This window comes from Ochrobactrum sp. Marseille-Q0166 (genome assembly GCF_014397025.1).
Classification (GTDB): domain Bacteria; phylum Pseudomonadota; class Alphaproteobacteria; order Rhizobiales; family Rhizobiaceae; genus Brucella.
In genome coordinates this window covers 1,321,652-1,341,312 of the sequence record NZ_JACJUO010000001.1, presented here as the reverse complement: position 1 = coordinate 1,341,312, position 19,661 = coordinate 1,321,652, and the positions used below count along the sequence as shown (strand labels likewise).

The following is a 19,661-nucleotide window of genomic DNA, read 5'->3' as shown; positions in this document are numbered from 1 at the left end:
TCTTTTAAACCGGCGAGACTCACACGGGGGATCCTATCTCCCGAAACCAGGCGGGCGCGGGTTTCCGGTTCGTCGGACTGATCAATCCCGATAAGCTGATAAAACAGCAGGGACGTCGAGCTGGAGCAGACATTGAAATTTGCAGAACCTTCACACCGGAAGACCGGCAGATTGCTGACAAGCAGCGTAGCTTTGCTCGCACTTGTACTTGCATCCTGCACTTCAACCGGAAATGGCACTTCGCCTTTACAAATGACGAATAACGCCGATGGTTCCATGATTGCCGATACTCTTCAGAGTGCGGCCGATCAGACAGTTGCAGCTGAAGCAGCGACAGAATCCGGCAAGGCTGAAATAAAAAGAAACGAAGCAACGACTGAAAAAGCTAAAGCTGCTGTCGCCGAAACCAAACCCACCGATACAGAACAAAAGCCGGTAACAGTAGCGGCAAACGATGTCCAACCGAACCAAGACGATTCTATTCAGGTTGCAGCACTCGCTCCTCAGACGAAATCCACGTCCCTGTTTGGCATCTTTGGCAAAAAGCCAGCTGAACAGTCTGTGAATCCAACAGCAGCACCTGAAACAACTGAATCAGCAAAGCCGGAGCAGACAAAAGAGCAAGTTCAAGCACCGGAAGCCAAGCCAACTGCGGCAGAAGCCAAACAAGCTGAAGCGCCGAAGCCCGCAGAATCTGAAAAACCTACACAAGTGACATCACTTTTTGGGTCTGCAAAAAATGCCAGCGCTTATGCTGCCCCCCCGCGCCCCAACACAACGGCAGGCCAAGGTAGCATCGCTCGTCTCTTCTCCGATGAATCAGCAAATAGCTCTGGTACATCGCAAAACAAGAAGCTCGCAGTTATAAGACCTGCCGCAAAATCTACACGTGAATATAATTATTCCTTACCTGGCGTGCGCCCGAATGGCGGCTTCGAAATCAAGCATCGCAAGAGCATCTATGACGACAGCGATATAGATGCGAATGAATATGACGATTACGCATCCGTTCAGCTCGCATCGGCTCCAGGGCTTGCTCGTCTAGCCCCCAATGGATTGAAGGTTCAGCGCGAAACAGTTGATGTTGCCTGCCTTAAGCCTCAGCTTGTCACCATGCTGAAAACCATGGAACGGCATTTCCGCAAGCCGGTCATGGTTACTTCCGGCTATCGTAGCCCTTCCTACAACCGCAAGGTCAATGGTGCGCGCAAATCACTTCATATGATCTGCGCCGCGGCGGACATTCAAATTTCTGGCGTTTCCAAGCACGAAATCGCGCGCTTCGCCCGCAATATGCCTGGACGGGGCGGTGTGGGCACCTACTGCCATACAACTGCTGTTCATGTTGATATTGGGCCAGAACGTGACTGGAACTGGAGTTGCAAAAGATAATCACAATAAGTCAAGCCGGATTAAAAATCCGGCTTTTTCATTGTTTTTCATATAGTTGCAGTGCCGCAAATCCGTCGCCTGCGAAAAAAATGGCAATCAGACGAGTTTTTTTTAGAAAAGTTATATTAAGGGCTTGCGAGTCAGTATCTTCCTGAATATAAGCCCACTCACACCAGCAACAGGCGCCCATCGTCTAGCGGTTAGGACAGCGCCCTTTCACGGCGCAGACAGGGGTTCGATTCCCCTTGGGCGTACCACTTGTTGGTTTTTCTTTCTCAGAACATTTTATTGCTATTCCGCACGGTGAAGAGTGACACAGGCCATTGTCGCTCCCGTTCCTCATGCTGTCTTTGCATAAGCCGCCGTATCTTCTTGATTTGAAAGAAACATATAAAAAACACGCGCTCAAAATTTTCTTTGATTTTTTCCAAAAAAGGACTTGCGTGATTTAAATTTCCTCCATATAAGCCGACCCACACCAGCAACAGGCGCCCATCGTCTAGCGGTTAGGACAGCGCCCTTTCACGGCGCAGACAGGGGTTCGATTCCCCTTGGGCGTACCACTTGCTGGTTTTTGTTTTTCTTCCAAAAATTGAAGTACTGGTAGGTGACATAGCGTCGGCAGCAATGTTACGAACTGTCCGTAAAACTTGAAATTGGACAGCAAGATTATGTCTAGAACCAAAGCAATCGTACCGACCGCTCACGCCAGCCGCTATTTGCAACAACTGTGCAAACATTGGGCTCACAAATTCACTGTTGAATTCACGCCGGAGCATGGTCGAATCGATCTTGGCGAGAATCGCGTGGTAGTGATGGATGCCAGCCCAGAAAATCTCGTCACCACGGTGGAGGCGCCTGAAGAATGTCTTTCCCAAATGGAAGACGTCGTTGCAAGCCACGTCGTGCGTTTTGCGTTCCGTGAAGAGCTGGTCTTCAACTGGGTCAAGGAATAGGCGCTTTCGCGCCCTTTTACCTCTACTAAAAATTGCCCGTAAATTACCCCGAATAGTCGTTTTCACATCATATTGCGGACTAAATTCCGCGCAAATTTTCACCAATTCAAAGATGGATTGGTGTTGGTGAAAATGACAAATGAAGCAAGAACAACTCTTACTCTGCTCAGTGCAGGGCTTGTTGTTGCGATGCTGGTATTGGGTGCAGATATGAGCTGGGCCGACGTCGTCAAAGTACTATTCTAAATCCCTGGCGCATACTTGCAACAAAGCGGTCATGCGCCTACACCGGCTTATGCTTTTCCAAACTCCCCTTGTCGCAGGTCGCTTAGAGCGACGTTATAAAAGATTTCTCGCCGACATCACGCTCGATGATGGCCGCTTCATTACTGCTTCAGTTCCCAACACTGGTTCCATGCTCGGATTGACTACTCCCGGCTCCCGCGTCTGGTTGAGCGTCTCAGACGCCCCTCACCGCAAATATCGACATACGCTGCAAATCGTTGAAGCAGACAACACACTGGTCGGCGTCAATACGGGACTTCCAAACAGGATTGCGGAGGAAGCCATTCTTTCCGGCATGATTCCCGATCTGAACAACTACGGGCTTCTCAAACGTGAACAGAAATATGGCAAGAACTCGCGGATCGACATTCTGCTTGATGAAGGTGACCAGCCCCGCGCCTATGTCGAAGTGAAAAATGTCCACTTCATCCGCACACCTTTCCTTGCCGAATTTCCAGATACTGTAACCGTGCGCGGTGCAAAACATCTTGATGAACTTGTTGATGTGGTATCCGCTGGATATCGGGGCGTGATGGTGTTTATTATCCAGCGAAGCGATTGCAACAGATTCAGCATCTCAGGCGATCTTGATCCGGCTTATGCCCGCGCATTTGAACGCGCACGAGCGGCCGGGGTTGAGGCTAGGGCTATTCGATGCCAAATAACAGAAAATGGCATCACCGCTGAAACTCTGGTGCCGATAGAATAACTGAGGGCATCCAGAAGAGAGTGAAACGGCTTTCGCACAGCAAGTGCGAAACAATAAATGAATAAAGCGCCGGTCTGATGAACACGGATTTAAAGGCGCTTGAGAAAGACGGATCGAAATGGTGACTTATATCGAAGCGACGAGCGCACCTATGAAATATACTGGGCAGATAAGGCTTTACGGCCCGGATGCGTTCGAAGGTATGCGCAAGGTCTGCAACCTCACCGCACGTTGCCTTGATGAATTGAATGACATTGTAAAACCGGGCGTCACAACGAATGAAATCGACCGCTTCGTGTTTCAGTTCGGCATGGATAATGGCGCCTTCCCGGCGACGCTTAACTATCGCGGCTATACAAAGTCGACCTGCACCTCAATCAATCACGTAGTCTGCCACGGCATTCCGGACGATAAGCCTCTACGCGAAGGCGACATCGTCAACATTGACGTCACCTATCTGCTCGATGGCTGGCACGGTGATTCCAGCCGTATGTATAGTGTAGGCCAGATCAAACGCGCAGCAGAACGCTTGCTCGAAGTGACCTATGAAAGCCTGCTTCGTGGCATTGCAGCGGTAAAACCGGGTGTAAAAACCGGCGCAATCGGCGCGGCGATCCAGACTTATGCCGAAGGCGAACGCTGCTCCGTAGTGCGCGATTTTTGCGGCCACGGCGTTGGCCAGCTTTTCCATGACGCACCGAATATCCTGCATTATGGCACTGTCAACGAAGGCGTCGAAATCAAGGAAGGCATGATCTTCACGATCGAGCCGATGATCAATCTAGGCAAACCGGGCGTGAAAGTGCTTTCAGATGGCTGGACAGCTGTGACGCGCGATCGTTCGCTGACAGCACAATATGAACATACCCTTGGCGTCACTAAAGACGGCTGCGAGATTTTCACGCTGTCACCGAAAAATGTTTTCGGCCCGCCAACCATGCGCTAATCTGCTTAGAATTGTCGACTGTTTCTGCGGGGGTTTAAACAGAATGGCAGCAAAAGATAATTATCCGGGAAATTTTGAGTTTCCCGGTTTCGATGAAGGTATCAGAGTTCTAGCTTCTCTGGAGAAACCTCACCATTTAGGCCATAGGGATCGATTGAGGCTGCGTTTCAAGAACGCACCCGACGCGCTGGCGGACTATGAATTGCTCGAACTGCTGTTGTTTCGGGTCGTTCCACGCGCAGACACAAAACCTCTGGCAAAATCGTTGCTAAGTCGCTTTGGGACTTTGGCAGAAGTATTGGGCGCCTCCGAAAAACTGCTTACCGAAACTCCCGGTGTTGGCCCCTCGATAGCGCTGGAGCTGAAAATTGTTGAGGCAATCGCGAAGCGATCTGCCCGTAGCGCAGTGATGGAACGCGAGTTACTGGGGTCGTGGAGCCAGGTTATTGCTTACTGCACTGCAGCAATGGCCTATGAAACACGTGAACAATTTCGAGTCTTGTTTCTCGATAAGAAAAATCGTCTCATTGCAGACGAAGTGCAACAACAAGGAACTGTTGACCACACACCTGTCTATCCTCGCGAAGTCATGCGGCGCGCGCTCGAGCTCTCAGCGACTGCAATTATCCTTGTTCATAATCATCCATCAGGTGATCCAACACCATCGCGAGCGGATATAGAAATGACCAAGCTTCTAATCGAAGCTGCCAAGGCATTGAACATTTCGGTACATGATCACATTATCATTGGGAAACACGGCCACGTTAGTATGCGTGGACTGAAGCTTATATAAGCTAAGTTTTAGTTTCTCGAACACCTAACTGCAAGAATGAACAGCGCTTAGAGAGCGTTCCGAAGTGTGCAACGGTTTTCGGAAAAAAATGCGCGATAAAACAAAAGGTTAGAGAACTGATTTGATTCAGTCAGATCGAAACGCTCTCTGGCGTTATCTTTTCATTAATCATACCCCCAGAAACGCAGCCTTTGGTTAGCGAATTCACTCGAGTTTTCTTAAATTTGGACACAATCACAAGCGAGGACATAACCAGATTGAAGGAAGCCGGAATTCGGTCCTTCAAAGAGAATTCATGAATATTTTCCGTCAGCGTATTCGGCGGAAAAACTGGAGTAAAAAATGTTGAAGCGTTCCCACATCGCCGCGGCGTTCGGTGCCGCACTCGCTATCTCTGCTGGCTCGGCGTCCGCTGCCGATATGATGGACAACAATAATTACAACTACAATGAACCTGTTGCATCTGGTCCACACGACTGGTCGGGTAACTATGTAGGCGCGCAGATTGGTGCTTCATCATCGAAAGTTCCCGGCCCGTTCACGAATCGCACAGGCCTTCTCGGCGGCGCGGTGGTCGGCAAAAACATGCAAAGCGGGAACATCGTGTTTGGTGGCGAGCTGGAAGGCAACTTCGCAGAAGCTGAACACCGCATTGGCAATGGCGGCAGCCTACAGCAGTCCTGGAATGCCAATGCCAAGGGTAAAGTTGGTTATGCTTTCGACAAAACACTCGTTTACGGCACCGCCGGTTATGGCGTAACAAAGTTCAAACCTAAGGACGCAACTACATCCGGCCCAGGTTGGGAAGGTGGCGCGCTTATCGGCGCTGGTGTTGAACAGGCTATTTCCGGGCCACTTTCGGTTAAGGCTGAATATGACTTCCAGCGCTTTGGTGACGTAAAGTCCAAGGTAAACGGTGTCAGCCAGACGAACAACCTTAAGAATCATTCGATCAAGGCAGGATTGAACTATCGCTTCTAGTAAATTTGACATTCGAATCCCGGCTGACACATGTGCTGGTTCAAACGTCAAATTCGAAAAATCCACTAGATGCATATAGTTGCTAGTGGTTTTCCTGATTCCAACTTTGCTCACTGGCATGAACCAAGGCATACAAACGTTGGAATAAGACCACTGGTTTTTGCCGCAGAAGATCATTCCATTTAGGCATTAACATATGCTGTTTTTGCAAAAGGGCTGCACACACTGTGCAGCCCTTTGTTTTTGCACCATTTCACATGCTGGAAAACTCGGCATTTACAGGAGAGAGCTTGACTCCTCTGGCGAGCAACATCTTATATATCAAAGGTTCAAGCGGGCTATCGGCATCTGCAATTCCGAAAAAATTGTCAGCATATCGTTTCCCGTTTCAAACCGGCTTTGAATTGACCGGCAAGGCTAATCCAGCCGTTCAGCTAGGAATGAAATATGCAGCGCGTTTTCGACGGACATAATGATGTCCTTCTGCGTCTTTGGGAAAACCAGCGACACGGTGGTGATCCGATTAGGGAATTTATAGACGGCACCAAGATTGGTCATATCGATCTGCCGCGTTCTCGCAAAGGTGGCCTTTCTGGTGGTATATGCGCAATCTATATTCCATCAGGCGAGCACATCGAGTTGGGCAAGGTGGATGCCAATGGACATTATATAACACCGCTTTCACCTCCGTTAGAACGCACCCCTTCCCTCGACATCGCGCTCCAATTTGCTTCGCTTGCTTTGCGCCTTGAAGAAGCTGGTGGCTGGAAACTCTGCCGCAATGGTGCTGACCTTGATGCAACGATCAACAGCGATACCTTCGCAGCCGTTCTTCATATGGAAGGCTGTGAAGCCATCGATGCAGATCTTGCAGCGCTCGATGTGTTTTATGCAGCAGGTTTACGCTCACTCGGACCTGTCTGGAGCCGCAACAATATTTTCGCGCATGGCGTGCCTTTCGCATTCCCGATGAGCCCTGACACAGGCCCAGGCCTGACGGAAGCTGGTGAGCGGCTGGTTAAGGAGTGCAATCGCAAAGGCATTCTCATTGACCTTGCTCACATCACTGAAAAGGGCTTCTGGGATGTGGCAAAACTCAGTGATCAGCCGCTGGTTGCCAGCCATTCGAACGCCCATGCTTTGACGCCTGTTGCACGCAACCTGACCGACCGTCAGATGGATGCCATTCGTGAAAGCAAGGGGCTTGTCGGTCTCAATTATGCGACGACCATGCTGCGCCCCGACGGCATTGAGAATGCAAATACACCGCTTTCAGACATGGTGCGTCACATCAACTATATGGTTGAGCGTATGGGCATTGATTGCGTGGCGCTCGGTTCCGACTATGATGGCGCAACCATTCCGGCCGAAATCGGCGATGCAGCAGGACAACAGAACCTTGTTATCGCCTTGCAGAATGCAGGCTACAACGGTGAGGAACTTACAAAGCTCTGCCGCGGCAACTGGATACGCGTTTTAAAACAGGCATGGCACGAAGCCGCCTGAACACAAACAGAAATATAGAAAGGGAACTAGAATGAAGAATCTCGGACGTTTGCGTCTTCTCGCGGCAGGTGCAGCCCTAGCTACACTCATGGCTGCAAATCCGGCATTGTCGGCAACTCCTGCCGATACGCTCGTTCAGGCATGGGCGATTGACGACACTATTACGCTCGACCCAGCGGAATCCTTTGAGCTGTCACCAGCAGAATTCATCGGTAATGCCTATGATATGCTGGTGCGTCTTGATATAAATGACACGTCAAAAGTTGTACCGGGTGCGGCTGAAAGCTGGACAATCTCGGAAGATGGCCTCACCTACACATTCAAGATGAAGCCAGGTATCAAGTTTGCTTCCGGCAATCCGCTGACCGCAAAAGACGTGGCTTACACGTTTGAGCGCGCTGTACGTCTCGACAAAAGCCCGGCTTTCATTCTGACCCAGTTTGGTCTCAATGGCGAAAACGTCATCGAAAATGCCAAGGCTGTCGATGACACGACTTTCGTACTGAAAGTGGACAAGGCTTATGCACCAAGCTTCGTGCTGAACTGCCTCACCGCCACTATCGGCGCGATTGTTGACCAGAAGCTGCTGGAAGAGCATTCTGTTAAAGTCACGCCAACCGACGATTACAAATATGACACTGACTATGCCGCTGCATGGCTGAAAACCGGTTATGCCGGCTCTGGCCCGTTCAAAATCCGCGATTGGCGTGCCAATGAAGTTGTCGTTCTCGAACGCAACGACAATTACTATGGTGAAAAAGCCAAGCTCGCCCGCGTATTCTATCGTCACGTCAAGGAAAGCGCCACGCAGCGCCTGATGCTTGAATCGGGTGACGTCGATGTTGCGCGTAACCTTGAACCGGGTGATCTGGAAGCTGTACAGAAAAACAAGGATCTGGCAGTCGCCAGTGCTCCGAAGGGCACTGTCTATTACATCAGCCTCAACCAGAAGAACGCCGAGCTCGCAAAGCCGGAAGTTCGTGAAGCCTTCAAATATCTGGTTGATTACGATGCAATCGGTTCGACCCTCATCAAGGGCATCGGCGAAGTCCGTCAGACCTATCAGGCCAAGGGTGTTCTCGGCGCGCTCGACGCAAGCCCTTACAAGCTTGATGTCGATAAGGCGAAGGAACTTCTGGCAAAGGCTGGCCTGAAAGATGGCCTCAAGGTAACTTTCGATGTGCGTAACACGCAGCCAGTTACAGGTATTGCCGAATCCTTCCAGCAGTCGGCTGCAAAAGCGGGCGTGAAGATCGACATTATACCGGGTGACGGCAAGCAGACGCTGACCAAGTACCGCGCACGTAACCACGACCTCTATATCGGTCAGTGGGGCATGGATTACTGGGATCCGAATTCGAATGCTGAAGCATTCACATCAAATCCTGACAATAGTGACGATGCATCCACCAAGACTCTGGCATGGCGCAATGCATGGGCAATTCCGGAACTGACCAAGCAGACTCAGGCAGCATTGCTTGAACGCGACAATGAAAAGCGTGCGGACGAATATAAGAAGCTTCAAGAGGAAGCTCTCAAAGAAAGCCCGTTTGTGATGCTGTTCCAGCAGATCGAAGTTGCAGGTCTTCGCGGCGACGTGAAGGGCTACAAGCTCGGACCAACATTCGACTCAAATTTCCTCGCACCAGTCAGCAAAGACTGAGCTGAAAATCGGTCAGACAATTGAGTACAATAACACCTGTAAAGAAAAAGAGGGGCGCCCGACGGCGCTCCTCTTCCATCGCTTTGGCGATTGCCAGTTTTCTGGTGATCGTCATCACCACATATCTCGGCCTTCTGGCCGTCACATTTTTCATCGGCCGCGTTGTGCCGATTGATCCTGTTCTGGCTATCGTCGGCGACCGTGCCCCCTCACATGTGGTTGAGCGTGTGCGTCAAGAAATGGGCTTCAACCTGCCCTATTACCAGCAGTTCTATCTGTATGTAAAAGGTGTCCTGCAAGGGGATTTCGGCACATCTGTTCTGACCACAAACCCGGTGATGACAGATATTCGTCGAGTGTTCCCTGCAACGATGGAACTCGCAACCATCGGCACGATTATCGGCGCTCTGTTTGGTATTCCGCTTGGCGTCCTTGCCGCAGTTAAGCGCGGCAGCATTATCGACCAGATCGTTCGGGTGATCGGCCTTGTGGGCTATTCCGTACCGATTTTCTGGCTTGGTATGCTCGCACTGCTGGTTTTCTATGCACGCCTTGGCTGGACCGCCGGTCCGGGACGCATTGACATAACATTCGAGTATACTTTTACGCCAATTACCGGCTTTTATCTGGTTGACGCAATCCTACAGCGCGACTGGGAAGCATTGCGAAACATCGTCTCGCACCTCGTTTTGCCATCGGCTTTGCTTGGCTATTTCTCTCTAGCCTATATCAGCCGTATGACGCGCTCCTTCATGCTCAACGAACTTGAACAGGAATACATTGTGGCTGCGCGTGCGAAAGGTATTTCGGAAACCCGCATCATCTGGGGTCATGCTCTTCGTAATGCGGCTGTGCCGCTGGTGACCGTCATTGCATTGTCCTATGCTGGTCTTCTCGAAGGCTCCGTTCTGACCGAGACAATCTTCTCATGGCCGGGACTTGGTCTTTACATCACCAATTCACTGCAAAATGCTGACATGAATGCCGTTCTCGGTGGGACAATCATCATCGGGTCGGTGTTTATCGCGCTCAATCTTGTTTCCGATCTGCTGTATCGGCTTCTCGACCCAAGGACGCGCGCACGATGAGCCAAATGACAGAAACATCCAATCTTTCATGGCGCGAATGGCTGCTCTCCGAGCGTCCGCAATCGCGTATGCAGGCGCGCCTCGGCCGATCCTATATGATCTGGCGGCGCTTCACCGCCAATAAGCTTGCCGTTCTGGGTCTGCTTATCATCATTGCGCTGCTACTGGTTGCAGCCTTCGCTCCTCTACTGGCACCGCACTCACCTTATACGGGTGACCTCGCCAATGCCCGCCTGCTCCCTCCGGGAACACCAGGTTACTGGCTCGGCACCGATGATCAGGGTCGAGATATTCTTTCGCGTCTGATCTACGGTTCACGGTTGACACTCTATGTCGTGCTTCTGGTTGCCATTATTGCAGCACCTATCGGGCTTCTGGTCGGTACGGTTGCAGGTTATGCTGGTGGCTGGGTTGACGCTGTTCTCATGCGCATTACAGACATTTTCCTTGCCTTTCCAAAGCTTATTCTGGCACTCGCCTTTGTTGCAGCATTAGGACCGGGCATCGAAAATGCCATCATCGCCATCGCAATCACCTCATGGCCACCTTACGCACGTATTGCACGCGCTGAAACGCTGACCATTCGCAATTCGGATTACATCTCCGCTGTGCGTCTGATGGGTGCCTCACCATTCCGTATCATCCTGCGGCACGTCATGCCACTTTGCACATCGTCTCTGATTGTGCGTGTCACGCTTGATATGGCCGGCATCATTCTGACCGCAGCAGGCCTCGGCTTCCTTGGCCTCGGTGCTCAGCCGCCATTGCCTGAATGGGGCGCAATGATTGCTTCAGGTCGCCGTTTCATTCTTGATCAGTGGTGGGTTGCAGCCATGCCGGGTATTGCAATCCTCATCGTCAGTCTTGGATTCAACTTCCTCGGCGATGGCCTTCGCGATGCACTTGATCCGCGGGGTAACAACCAATGAAGCCACTTCTGACAGTTGAAGACCTCCGCGTCACTTTCCCAACCCGCACAGGTGCCATTGAAGCCGTGCGCGGCGTAAGCTTTACGCTTGGTCGTGAGCGTCTCGGGATTGTCGGCGAATCAGGCTCCGGTAAATCTCAAACCGGGCGTGCCATCATGGGCCTGACCCCACCCCATGCGAAGATAACCGCGAAAAAACTTGAATTCGACGGTATTGATCTTCTTAAAGCTTCGCCGCGGGAGCGTCGCAGCCTGCGCGGGGGGCGGGTTGCAATGGTGTTGCAGGACCCAAAATATTCGCTCAATCCGGTGATGACCATTGGAAAACAGATAGCGGAAACGCTGAAAGCCCACGGCAAGTTTTCGAGTGCGGAAATACGCTCCCGTTCAATTGCCATGCTGGAAGCAGTACAAATCCGCGATCCTGAGCGTGTCATGAAGCTCTATCCGCACGAAGTATCGGGGGGCATGGGACAACGCGTCATGATCGCCATGATGCTGGTAGCAGAACCGGAAATGCTGATTGCCGATGAACCAACATCGGCACTCGACGTGACGGTTCAGCTTGAAGTTCTTGGTATTCTCGACAAGCTCGTGGCAGAGCGCGGCATGGGGCTGATCTTTGTCAGTCACGATCTGCGGCTTGTTTCATCTTTTTGCGACCGCGTGATCGTCATGTATGCAGGAAAAATCGTTGAGGAAATCGCGGCGAGCGATCTCGCCAATGCGAAACACCCCTATACGCAAGGACTGCTCAACTGCATGCCAAAACTTGGGTCAAACCACCATCCATTACCCACCTTGCAGCGTGAGGAGGCATGGCGTCTATGAGTACCACTCCAGCTCTTAGCGTCGATAAAGTCGACGTTTTCTTTGATGAGTTCCACGCGCTGAAATCAGTCAGCATTGATGTGGCACCTGGAGAATCCTATGGTCTGGTTGGCGAATCCGGTTCCGGTAAGTCCACGCTTCTGCGTGCCGTAGCCGGTCTTGCACCTGTCGATGACGGTGAAATCCGAATTGATGGCAAGAAGCTCAGAACACCGCGCGACAAAGCGTTCTATCGCAATGTTCAGATGGTGTTTCAGGACCCTTACGGCTCACTGCATCCACGCCAGACAGTCGATCGCCTCTTGCTTGAGCCGCTTGCAGTACATGGCATTGGCGATACTGAACAACGCATTGTTCGCGCTCTTGATGAAGTGGGATTAGGCTCTGGATTTCGCTTCCGCTATCCGCACCAGCTATCTGGCGGTCAGCGCCAGCGTATTGCGATTGCGCGTGCACTCATCATTGAACCAAGTATTCTGCTTCTTGATGAACCAACTTCGGCACTTGATGCATCAGTCCAAGCAGAAGTGCTCAACCTGCTTGAACAGGTGCGTCGTGACCGCAAACTGACCTTCGTTATGGTCAGCCACGATCTTGGTGTCGTTACGCATATGTGTGAACGACTTGCCGTGATGCGCAACGGTGAAGTGATCGAGCAACTTGAAGCTACAGACTTGGTAAACGGCACTATCAACGCCGACTATACAAAAAACCTGATGATAGCCAGCGAAGGCTTCCGCAGATAACCAAAGAAAAATGGGACCAGAAGGTCCCCTTTTTCAATCATCCGCTCCGCGGCGAGCATTATCTCCGTCCTTACCACGCCGCCAATAGGCAACGATCAACTGCTTGTCTTTGGGTACATTGCGCTCTTTGCGCATATAGGTGCGGATTGCGCGAAACGCATTGAATTCACAACCTGCCCAGACGTAGATATTCTCTTCACCTTCAGGCAATTCGACCGCACGAACAGCATCCTGCAAAAGCGTGGTGGTTCCTGCTTCTTTGCCATTACGATGCAACCATTGTAAATCAACATCAGCCTTTGACTGAATAACCTGCTCTTCCGCAGCATTATCAATCTCAACACGTACAACGGCCTTAACACCCGCCGGGAGACGTTCCAGAATTCGTCCGATTGCTGGCAGTGCTGTTTCGTCGCCAGCCAGCAGATACCAGCTTGCATCCTGGGCTGCATCCCCGCCACCCGGACCGGTCATGCCGACAATATCACCCGGCTTGACGCTCATTGCCCAACCAGACCCTGGCGCGTCACAATCATCGCCATGAATAACCATGTCGATGTCAACCCAGCCAGCATCGACATCAATCTGGCGAATTGTATAAACACGCGCCACGATCTGCGCTTCGCCTTCCGGCCAGACCGGACGGCCATCCTCCCCCATGACTGGCCATTGCGGTTGCGCCAGTGCCTTCTGCGGGAAAAGAAGACGGATATGCAGGCCATGTTGTGAAAAACGCTTGAGATCATTGCCCTGCAAACGCACACGGCGCATGTGGGGCGTGACGTTGGAAACAGACACGACCTTCATTTCACGAAAATATGGGAGCGGTTCCCCGGCTGCACCATCGCCAACCCAGCGTATCTTCGGTGCAGTATCTTCCTTGTCGAGAAACTCCAATATGTGGGAAGCGATTGCCAGCTTCATATAGGCAAGGCCGGCGTCATCGTCGCTGCGAACATCTACGTCGACAGCCTCATGATCCCATCGAACTTCCGCTTGTCCGAAACTAAGAACGAGTCTGGCGCTGGTATCCTGCCGCACCACATCACCATGTTCATCAAAATGATCAAGCAGCTGATTAACAATATGGTCAGGGTTGTCGAGTGCGATACGAGCGTTGGCGTTCAGGCTCAATTCGGACATGCCTGTCTCCTCATCAGAAATAACGACCAAGCCTTAACCGAACATAACATGACGATTCAAGTCATCATTTCGTTTTAAAGCCGCAATAAATTGTGACAGGCAGTGCCTGACGCCAAGCATCAAAAGAACCAAGGCCGCCTGCTTGCGCGAGTTGCAGCCTTGTCAGCTCACCACCATGCTGCTGACGCCAGTTGAAAAGCTGCATTTCGCTTTGCAGTGTGACGGCATTAGCTACCAATCGCCCACCGGGCTTTAGGGATGACCAACAAGCTTCAATCACGCCCGCGTCCGTTACACCACCGCCGATAAAAATAGCATCTGGCGCTTCAAGGCCGCTCAACGCCTTCGGCGCCTCCCCTTTCACAAGCTGCAAACCGGGCACGCCCAGGGCGCACGCGTTGCGCTCAATGAGTTTCTGCCGGTTTTCATCAGCTTCGATTGCGATCGCCCGACAAGTCGGATGAACACGCATCCATTCAATACCAATCGAACCGCAACCTGCACCGACATCCCATAAAATCTGATGCGGGAAAGGCTGCAACCGTGAGAGTGTCACTGCGCGTACATCGCGTTTTGTCAGTTGCCCGTCATTTTCAAAAGCACGGTCTGGCAATCCGCTGACAGGCGAAAAAACTACCGCATCGGACGCAGCAATACATTCAATTGCCAGCACATTGAGATCGGCGCAGTTTTCGTGCGGCCAATCATCAGCGGTCTCATTGATAGATTTTTCCTTTGGTCCACCCAGGTGCTCAAGCACCGTCAGACGGCTTTGACCAAAGCCTTTGGCCTTGAGAAGTGCAGCAGTTTTTGCAGGTGTTGTTCCATCATGACTGAGGACAAGAATTTTCTCGCCCGGCAATATATGCGGTGCTAGCAGTTCAAACGGGCGCCCATGCACGCTGATCGTGCGTACCCCTTGCAACGGCCACGCCATGCGGCTTGCAGCCAGTGACAATGACGATGGAAACGGGATGATCTGCATATCCTGTGTCGAGAAATGCCGGCTCAACGAAGCGCCCATGCCAAAGAACATCGGATCACCGCTTGCCAGCACGACAACTTGCCTGCCACGTTGGGCTTCGATCATTGGAAATGCATCATCAAACGGTGAAGGCCACGAAATCCGCTCGGCTTGAACGTCAGGATTGATAAAGGCCAGATGCCGCTTGCCGCCGAAAATCACATCAGCACTGGTGAGCGCGTCGCGGGCGTTCTTTCCAAGCCCCGCCAGCCCATCCTCACCAATACCAATAATTGTCAGCCAGCAGCTCATAAGCATTGCTCCTTTTCTCTGTTCGTATGGCGGTGCAGTAGCAAGTGCAAGCGCGAAGGCGTATAAGGCAAATATGTTGAGCCAGCAAAATAGCCAGACCATTGCTATCAGACCCGACCGGCGTAGTGCCTGTCCGGGGCTTTCGCGCATGGTGATGAGCAAGGACGGCGCAATCGCCCGCATCAAGCTTCGACTCGGAAGGCTCAGCGTGGCACAGGCTCAAGCTATCGCAGATATCGCCGAACGATTTGAAACAGGCGCGATTGAATTGTCGATTCGCTCCAATATTCAGCTTCGCGGAATTCATCCCGACGTCTGGCCGAATGTAATTAGTGCACTTCATGAGGCCGGGCTTGGTGCGGAAAACGCGGCGGCTGATGATGTTCGTAATGTCATGGTCAGCCCGACTGCTGGTATTGATCCCAACCAAATCAGCAATGTGACCGGGTTAGCGGCTAAGCTGCTTTCCATTTTGCAGAAAAATGAAACTTATCACGCGCTATCACCCAAATTTTCGCTCCAGATCGACGGTGGCGAAGATTGCGCTATGGTTTCGCATCCAGGCGACATCTGGCTCTCGGCAATTGAAGGTGGCAAGGCCTATACGTTTGGACTGGCTTCCTCGCCTGACAAAAAAGCGCTTGGCGCAGTTCCAAGCGATCATGCCCTGCCTTTTATCGAGGCTCTGCTACAACATTTCCTTGCGGCGAGCCAAAAAGGCATTGCCCGCATGAAGCACCTCTTCGAGGTGATGCCGATCGCAGAATTTCTCCGAACGCTTCCATTTCCATTTGATGCACCCGTAAGCTGGCAGCGCAAAGCACCCATCGGGCAAGCGCATCTTGGCTTACATCGCCAACTCGACGGTCACTTTTATGTCGGTGCCATGCCGTTTCTTGGTCGCCTGACACCACAGCAACTGCGTGGGCTTAACAAGCTTGCAAGCAAAGAACTGCATCTCACCCCATGGCAAGGCATCCTGATCCCGCATATTGCGGAAGCTGAAGGCAAGAGCATCATCAGCGAGCTACATGCCTTGGGCTTCTCAACCGAGCCAGCCTCCCCTGCCGCCCGCCTTCGGGCCTGTTCCGGTTCCAAAGGCTGTGCTTCTGCCCTTTCAGACACACAGGCAGACGGAGAAAAGCTTGCAGGTGAGCTACAAAACGACACCACACAGATTCACATCACAGGCTGCGCCAAATCCTGCGCTGCTCTTTCTCCCTTGCCACACACGCTTCTCGCCCGCTCCCCAATGCATTACGACCTATTTTTGCAAGACAAAGCTGGACCAGCTCGCTTCGGACGGCTATTGGCGTCAAACATCACCATTGATGAGGCAGCAAAGCTGCTGAACAAATAGCAAAAGCGGACGCCATGACAGATTACATCCGCGATGGGCAAGCCATTTATGACCGCTCCTTCGCCATCATCCGCGCTGAGGCCGATCTAAGCCGCATACCTGCGGACCTCGAAAAGCTCGCCGTGCGCGTTGCTCACGCATCTGGCATGGTTGATATTGTTGAAGACATCGTCTTCTCAGAAGGAGCAGGACAGGCCGGTCGCGATGCATTGCTCAACGGTGCGCCGATTCTCTGCGATGCGCGCATGGTTGCGGAAGGCATCACCCGTTCGCGACTGCCAGCCAATAATGATGTTATCTGCACGCTGAACGATCCATCGGTTCCAGACTTGGCGGAAAAGATTGGCAACACGCGCTCTGCCGCAGCCCTTGACCTCTGGCTTCCACACCTTGAAGGCAGCATCGTTGCTATAGGCAACGCGCCAACCGCCCTTTTCCGCCTGTTTGAAATGCTTGACAATGGGGCACCCAAGCCTGCGCTTATTCTTGGTATGCCGGTCGGCTTTGTGGGCGCTGCCGAATCCAAAGATGAACTGGCTGAAAACAGCCGTGGTGTTCCTTTCGTCATCGTGCGCGGACGTCGCGGTGGCAGCGCCATGACAGCCGCTGCCGTCAATGCACTGGCTTCGGAGCGCGAATAATGGCTCTCAAAGGCAAACTCTATGGTCTGGGCGTCGGCCCCGGCGATCCTGAACTCATCACGCTCAAAGCGCTTCGACTGCTCAAATCGGCTCCCGTGGTCGCTTATCATGCTGCCAAGGGCAAAAAGGGCAATGCGCTGACGATTGTCGAGACTTATCTCTCTTCAGAGCAGACTTTGGTACCGCTTATCTATCCGGTAACAACGGAAAAACTGCCCGCCCACATGGATTATGAGCAAATCGTCAGCGATTTCTATGCCGAGATCACTAGGACGATTGCAAGCCATCTCGATGCAGGCCGCGACGTGGCCGTAATCGCGGAAGGTGATCCATTCTTCTATGGCTCGTTCATGTATATCCATGACCGACTGTCTGAAAAATACGAAACGCAAGTCGTGCCTGGCGTTTGCTCTGTTCTGGGCGCCGCTGCCATGCTCGGCGCGCCCTTGGTCTACCGCAACCAGACCCTGTCGATTCTTTCGGGTGTCATGAGCGCAGAAGAACTCAAAACACGTCTCGCAGGTACTGAGGCCGCCGCCATTATGAAACTCGGCAAAAATCTCGACAAGGTTCGTGATGTGCTGAGCGAACTTGGGCTGATGGATCGTGCGCTCTATATCGAACGTGCAACCATGCAAAACCAGCGTATTGCGCCATTGGCCGAGGTGAGTGGTAGCGATTGCCCTTATTTCTCGATCATCCTCGTTCCGGGCAGCAAATGGAACGGCGCATGAAGCCTGCAATTCTGATCTTGAGCGAAGCTGCAATTTCCACGGCGCGGGAAGTGCAATTAGCAATTGGAAATGCGGAAGTGCTGGGACTGGAAAAACGAGTTCAAGGTGCAGACAAAAGCTTTGCTCATTTTGGTGATGCAATCCGCGCACTTTATGAAGAAGGCCGACCTGTGATCGCCTTGTGCGCTTCAGGCATCATCATCCGCGCCCTTGCACCCCTTCTGCAAAACAAGCGCATCGAACCACCAGTTCTCGCCGTTGCGGAAGATGGCAGCGCTGTCGTGCCATTGCTTGGCGGTCTGTCAGGTGTCAACGATCTGGCGCGAACAATCGCTCATGCATTGGAAGTCGCGCCCGCGATCACCACGACTGGCGAGTTGCGCTTTGGCATTAACCTTCTTCATCCTCCGGCAGAACTGACACTCGCCAATCCGGACGCTGCCAAGACTTTCATGTCCGACCTTCTTGCAGGTCAAACACTACAAATCAAAGGCAATTCTCGCTGGCTCACCGCTTCAAAGCTGCCACTTGCCGACGATGGGCTGCTTAGAATCAGCATTACGCCCGAAACCCGCTCGCCACAACCAAATGAACTGATCTATCATCCGCGAACAATTGCCATCGCTATCGAAAAGCCAAAAGAAGACCTGACGAGCCTCATCACGAAAGCCTTTGACGATGCTGGCCTGTCTATAGACTCACTTGCTCTGCTTCTTACTCACGAAAAAGATTGCGCTTCACCGCATATCCATCAGACAGCAAAAGCGCTGAATGCGCCATTACGCTTTGTTGCTGGCAATGCCGATCTTGCGACGGCCTCTGTCGAAAACCCTGTTCAACACACAGCAACTGAAAACCTGACACTGGTTGTTGCATCAGCACCTGCCGATGTTCTTTTTATCGGTCGCAAGCGCGGCAAGCTCACAGTTATTGGGCTTGGCCCCGGTTCCCGTGATCTGATGACACCAGCCGTACAGCGTGATCTGGAACAGGCCGAAGACGTACTCGGCTATGAAACCTATGTCCGTATGGCAGGCCCCTTCCGCGACGATCAGATCATTCACATGACCGACAATCGCGAAGAAATGCAGCGTGCACGTCATGCATTTGAACTTGCAGCTTCAGGCCGCAATGTCGTGATGGTATCTTCCGGCGATCCGGGCGTATTTGCCATGGCTGCGGCGGTTGTCGAGGCACTGCATGAATCATCTGATGTTGCTTGGCACGGCGTTGAACTGGTTATCCAACCCGGCATTTCGGCGGCCATGGCAGCGGCGTCCCGCATCGGCGCACCGCTTGGTCACGATTTCTGCATCATCTCGCTTTCTGACAACCTGAAGCCCTGGAATGTGATTGAGAAGCGTTTGGCTCTGGCAGCGCAAGCCGATCTTGCAATGGCTTTCTATAATCCCATTTCCAAAGCCCGCCCGCACCAGCTTGGCCGTGCGCTGGAAATCCTCCGGCAGTATCGCGATGCTGAAACGCCGGTAGTACTTGGTCGCGATATTGGCAGACCTGCCGAAACAACTCGCGTTATTTCGCTCGGTGAACTCACGCCTGATGATGTCGACATGCGAACTGTGGTGATTGTCGGCTCATCGCACACTGCCCGCTTTCCACGCGCGGAAGGTGGAGAGTGGGTTTACACGCCGCGCTGGTATGGCGAAAAGCCTAAATAAATGA

At 52.3% G+C, this 19,661-nt stretch carries 19 protein-coding genes and 2 tRNA genes; 19 read left to right on the top strand and 2 right to left on the bottom strand.

The genetic code is table 11. From position 1 onward, the window contains the following. Positions 1–132: 132 nt before the first annotated feature. The 15 genes from H5024_RS06350 to H5024_RS06280 all read left to right on the top strand — a co-directional run bounded on the left by H5024_RS06350 (position 133) and on the right by H5024_RS06280 (position 12,824). Positions 133–1,392, top strand: a complete 1,260-nt coding sequence (locus tag H5024_RS06350; protein WP_187544535.1) for a D-Ala-D-Ala carboxypeptidase family metallohydrolase — start codon at positions 133–135, stop codon at positions 1,390–1,392. 182 nt (positions 1,393–1,574) lie between these two features. Next, positions 1,575–1,649, top strand: a tRNA-Glu gene (locus tag H5024_RS06345). Between the two features lie 231 nt (positions 1,650–1,880). Further along, positions 1,881–1,955 (top strand) — tRNA-Glu (locus H5024_RS06340). A 108-nt stretch (positions 1,956–2,063) separates the two neighbouring features. Next, positions 2,064–2,348, top strand: a complete 285-nt coding sequence (locus H5024_RS06335) for a DUF2218 domain-containing protein (protein WP_187544534.1) — start codon at positions 2,064–2,066, stop codon at positions 2,346–2,348. Between the two features lie 295 nt (positions 2,349–2,643). After that, on the top strand, positions 2,644–3,342 hold the full coding sequence (gene sfsA / locus H5024_RS06330; RefSeq protein WP_187544533.1) for a DNA/RNA nuclease SfsA: 699 nt from the start codon (positions 2,644–2,646) through the stop codon (positions 3,340–3,342). A 118-nt stretch (positions 3,343–3,460) separates the two neighbouring features. Then, positions 3,461–4,288, top strand: a complete 828-nt coding sequence (gene map / locus H5024_RS06325) for a type I methionyl aminopeptidase (RefSeq protein ID WP_187544532.1) — start codon at positions 3,461–3,463, stop codon at positions 4,286–4,288. A 43-nt stretch (positions 4,289–4,331) separates the two neighbouring features. Continuing rightward, on the top strand, positions 4,332–5,081 hold the full coding sequence (gene radC, locus H5024_RS06320) for a DNA repair protein RadC (protein WP_187544531.1): 750 nt from the start codon (positions 4,332–4,334) through the stop codon (positions 5,079–5,081). 342 nt (positions 5,082–5,423) lie between these two features. Beyond that, entirely contained in the window at positions 5,424–6,062 is a 639-nt protein-coding gene (locus H5024_RS06315) for an outer membrane protein (RefSeq protein WP_187544530.1), read from the top strand. 227 nt (positions 6,063–6,289) lie between these two features. Continuing rightward, positions 6,290–6,535 (top strand): hypothetical protein, encoded by a 246-nt coding sequence (locus H5024_RS06310; RefSeq protein ID WP_187544529.1) that lies wholly within the window; start codon positions 6,290–6,292, stop codon positions 6,533–6,535. Then, on the top strand, positions 6,510–7,568 hold the full coding sequence (locus H5024_RS06305) for a dipeptidase (protein ID WP_187544528.1): 1,059 nt from the start codon (positions 6,510–6,512) through the stop codon (positions 7,566–7,568). The genes H5024_RS06310 and H5024_RS06305 overlap by 26 nt, the downstream gene beginning before the upstream one ends. A gap of 31 nt (positions 7,569–7,599) precedes the next feature. After that, positions 7,600–9,231, top strand: a complete 1,632-nt coding sequence (locus H5024_RS06300; protein WP_187544527.1) for an ABC transporter substrate-binding protein — start codon at positions 7,600–7,602, stop codon at positions 9,229–9,231. Positions 9,232–9,251: 20 nt separating this feature from the next. Beyond that, positions 9,252–10,319 carry an ABC transporter permease gene (locus tag H5024_RS06295; RefSeq protein WP_187544526.1) on the top strand — a complete coding sequence of 356 codons (1,068 nt, stop codon included), beginning with the start codon at positions 9,252–9,254 and terminating at the stop codon, positions 10,317–10,319. Next, positions 10,316–11,248 (top strand): nickel transporter permease, encoded by a 933-nt coding sequence (nikC, locus tag H5024_RS06290; RefSeq protein WP_187544525.1) that lies wholly within the window; start codon positions 10,316–10,318, stop codon positions 11,246–11,248. The genes H5024_RS06295 and nikC overlap by 4 nt, the downstream gene beginning before the upstream one ends. After that, on the top strand, positions 11,245–12,078 hold the full coding sequence (locus H5024_RS06285; protein ID WP_187544524.1) for an ABC transporter ATP-binding protein: 834 nt from the start codon (positions 11,245–11,247) through the stop codon (positions 12,076–12,078). The genes nikC and H5024_RS06285 overlap by 4 nt, the downstream gene beginning before the upstream one ends. Next, positions 12,075–12,824, top strand: coding sequence for an ABC transporter ATP-binding protein (locus H5024_RS06280; protein ID WP_187544523.1), 750 nt, complete (start codon positions 12,075–12,077; stop codon positions 12,822–12,824). Before H5024_RS06285 ends, H5024_RS06280 begins: the two co-directional genes overlap by 4 nt. 33 nt (positions 12,825–12,857) lie before the next feature. On the opposite strand, the gene H5024_RS06275 is transcribed toward H5024_RS06280, so the two are convergent. Both H5024_RS06275 and cbiE read right to left on the bottom strand, forming a co-directional pair. Beyond that, entirely contained in the window at positions 12,858–13,967 is a 1,110-nt protein-coding gene (locus H5024_RS06275) for a siderophore-interacting protein (RefSeq protein WP_187544522.1), read from the bottom strand. Positions 13,968–14,031: 64 nt separating this feature from the next. Further along, on the bottom strand, positions 14,032–15,243 hold the full coding sequence (gene cbiE / locus H5024_RS06270) for a precorrin-6y C5,15-methyltransferase (decarboxylating) subunit CbiE (protein WP_187544521.1): 1,212 nt from the start codon (positions 15,241–15,243) through the stop codon (positions 14,032–14,034). Between the two features lie 73 nt (positions 15,244–15,316). On the opposite strand from cbiE, the gene cobG reads away from it, so the two are divergent. The 4 genes from cobG to cobJ are packed head-to-tail and all read left to right on the top strand — an operon-like array spanning position 15,317 to position 19,657. Beyond that, positions 15,317–16,603: a precorrin-3B synthase gene (gene cobG / locus H5024_RS06265; protein WP_187544520.1), complete on the top strand. Its 1,287-nt coding sequence runs from the start codon at positions 15,317–15,319 to the stop codon at positions 16,601–16,603. 14 nt (positions 16,604–16,617) lie between these two features. Next, on the top strand, positions 16,618–17,244 hold the full coding sequence (locus H5024_RS06260) for a precorrin-8X methylmutase (RefSeq protein ID WP_187544519.1): 627 nt from the start codon (positions 16,618–16,620) through the stop codon (positions 17,242–17,244). After that, complete coding sequence (locus H5024_RS06255; protein ID WP_187544518.1) at positions 17,244–17,978, top strand: precorrin-2 C(20)-methyltransferase; 735 nt, start codon at positions 17,244–17,246, stop codon at positions 17,976–17,978. Before H5024_RS06260 ends, H5024_RS06255 begins: the two co-directional genes overlap by 1 nt. Further along, complete coding sequence (gene cobJ, locus H5024_RS06250) at positions 17,975–19,657, top strand: precorrin-3B C(17)-methyltransferase (RefSeq protein WP_187544517.1); 1,683 nt, start codon at positions 17,975–17,977, stop codon at positions 19,655–19,657. The genes H5024_RS06255 and cobJ overlap by 4 nt, the downstream gene beginning before the upstream one ends. Positions 19,658–19,661: the final 4 nt, after the last annotated feature.

Bases quoted from the DNA above. Each gene is read 5' to 3' on its own strand.
- cobG (WP_187544520.1), top strand. From the start codon at position 15,317: ATGTTGAGCCAGCAAAATAGCCAGACCATTGCTATCAGACCCGACCGG.
- H5024_RS06280 (WP_187544523.1), top strand. From the start codon at position 12,075: ATGAGTACCACTCCAGCTCTTAGCGTCGATAAAGTCGACGTTTTCTTT.
- map (WP_187544532.1), top strand. From the start codon at position 3,461: ATGGTGACTTATATCGAAGCGACGAGCGCACCTATGAAATATACTGGG.
- sfsA (WP_187544533.1), top strand. From the start codon at position 2,644: ATGCTTTTCCAAACTCCCCTTGTCGCAGGTCGCTTAGAGCGACGTTAT.
- H5024_RS06300 (WP_187544527.1), top strand. From the start codon at position 7,600: ATGAAGAATCTCGGACGTTTGCGTCTTCTCGCGGCAGGTGCAGCCCTA.
- H5024_RS06255 (WP_187544518.1), top strand. From the start codon at position 17,244: ATGGCTCTCAAAGGCAAACTCTATGGTCTGGGCGTCGGCCCCGGCGAT.
- radC (WP_187544531.1), top strand. From the start codon at position 4,332: ATGGCAGCAAAAGATAATTATCCGGGAAATTTTGAGTTTCCCGGTTTC.
- H5024_RS06260 (WP_187544519.1), top strand. From the start codon at position 16,618: ATGACAGATTACATCCGCGATGGGCAAGCCATTTATGACCGCTCCTTC.
- H5024_RS06305 (WP_187544528.1), top strand. From the start codon at position 6,510: ATGCAGCGCGTTTTCGACGGACATAATGATGTCCTTCTGCGTCTTTGG.
- nikC (WP_187544525.1), top strand. From the start codon at position 10,316: ATGAGCCAAATGACAGAAACATCCAATCTTTCATGGCGCGAATGGCTG.
- H5024_RS06335 (WP_187544534.1), top strand. From the start codon at position 2,064: ATGTCTAGAACCAAAGCAATCGTACCGACCGCTCACGCCAGCCGCTAT.
- H5024_RS06275 (WP_187544522.1), bottom strand. From the start codon at position 13,967: ATGTCCGAATTGAGCCTGAACGCCAACGCTCGTATCGCACTCGACAAC.
- cobJ (WP_187544517.1), top strand. From the start codon at position 17,975: ATGAAGCCTGCAATTCTGATCTTGAGCGAAGCTGCAATTTCCACGGCG.
- H5024_RS06315 (WP_187544530.1), top strand. From the start codon at position 5,424: ATGTTGAAGCGTTCCCACATCGCCGCGGCGTTCGGTGCCGCACTCGCT.
- H5024_RS06285 (WP_187544524.1), top strand. From the start codon at position 11,245: ATGAAGCCACTTCTGACAGTTGAAGACCTCCGCGTCACTTTCCCAACC.
- cbiE (WP_187544521.1), bottom strand. From the start codon at position 15,243: ATGAGCTGCTGGCTGACAATTATTGGTATTGGTGAGGATGGGCTGGCG.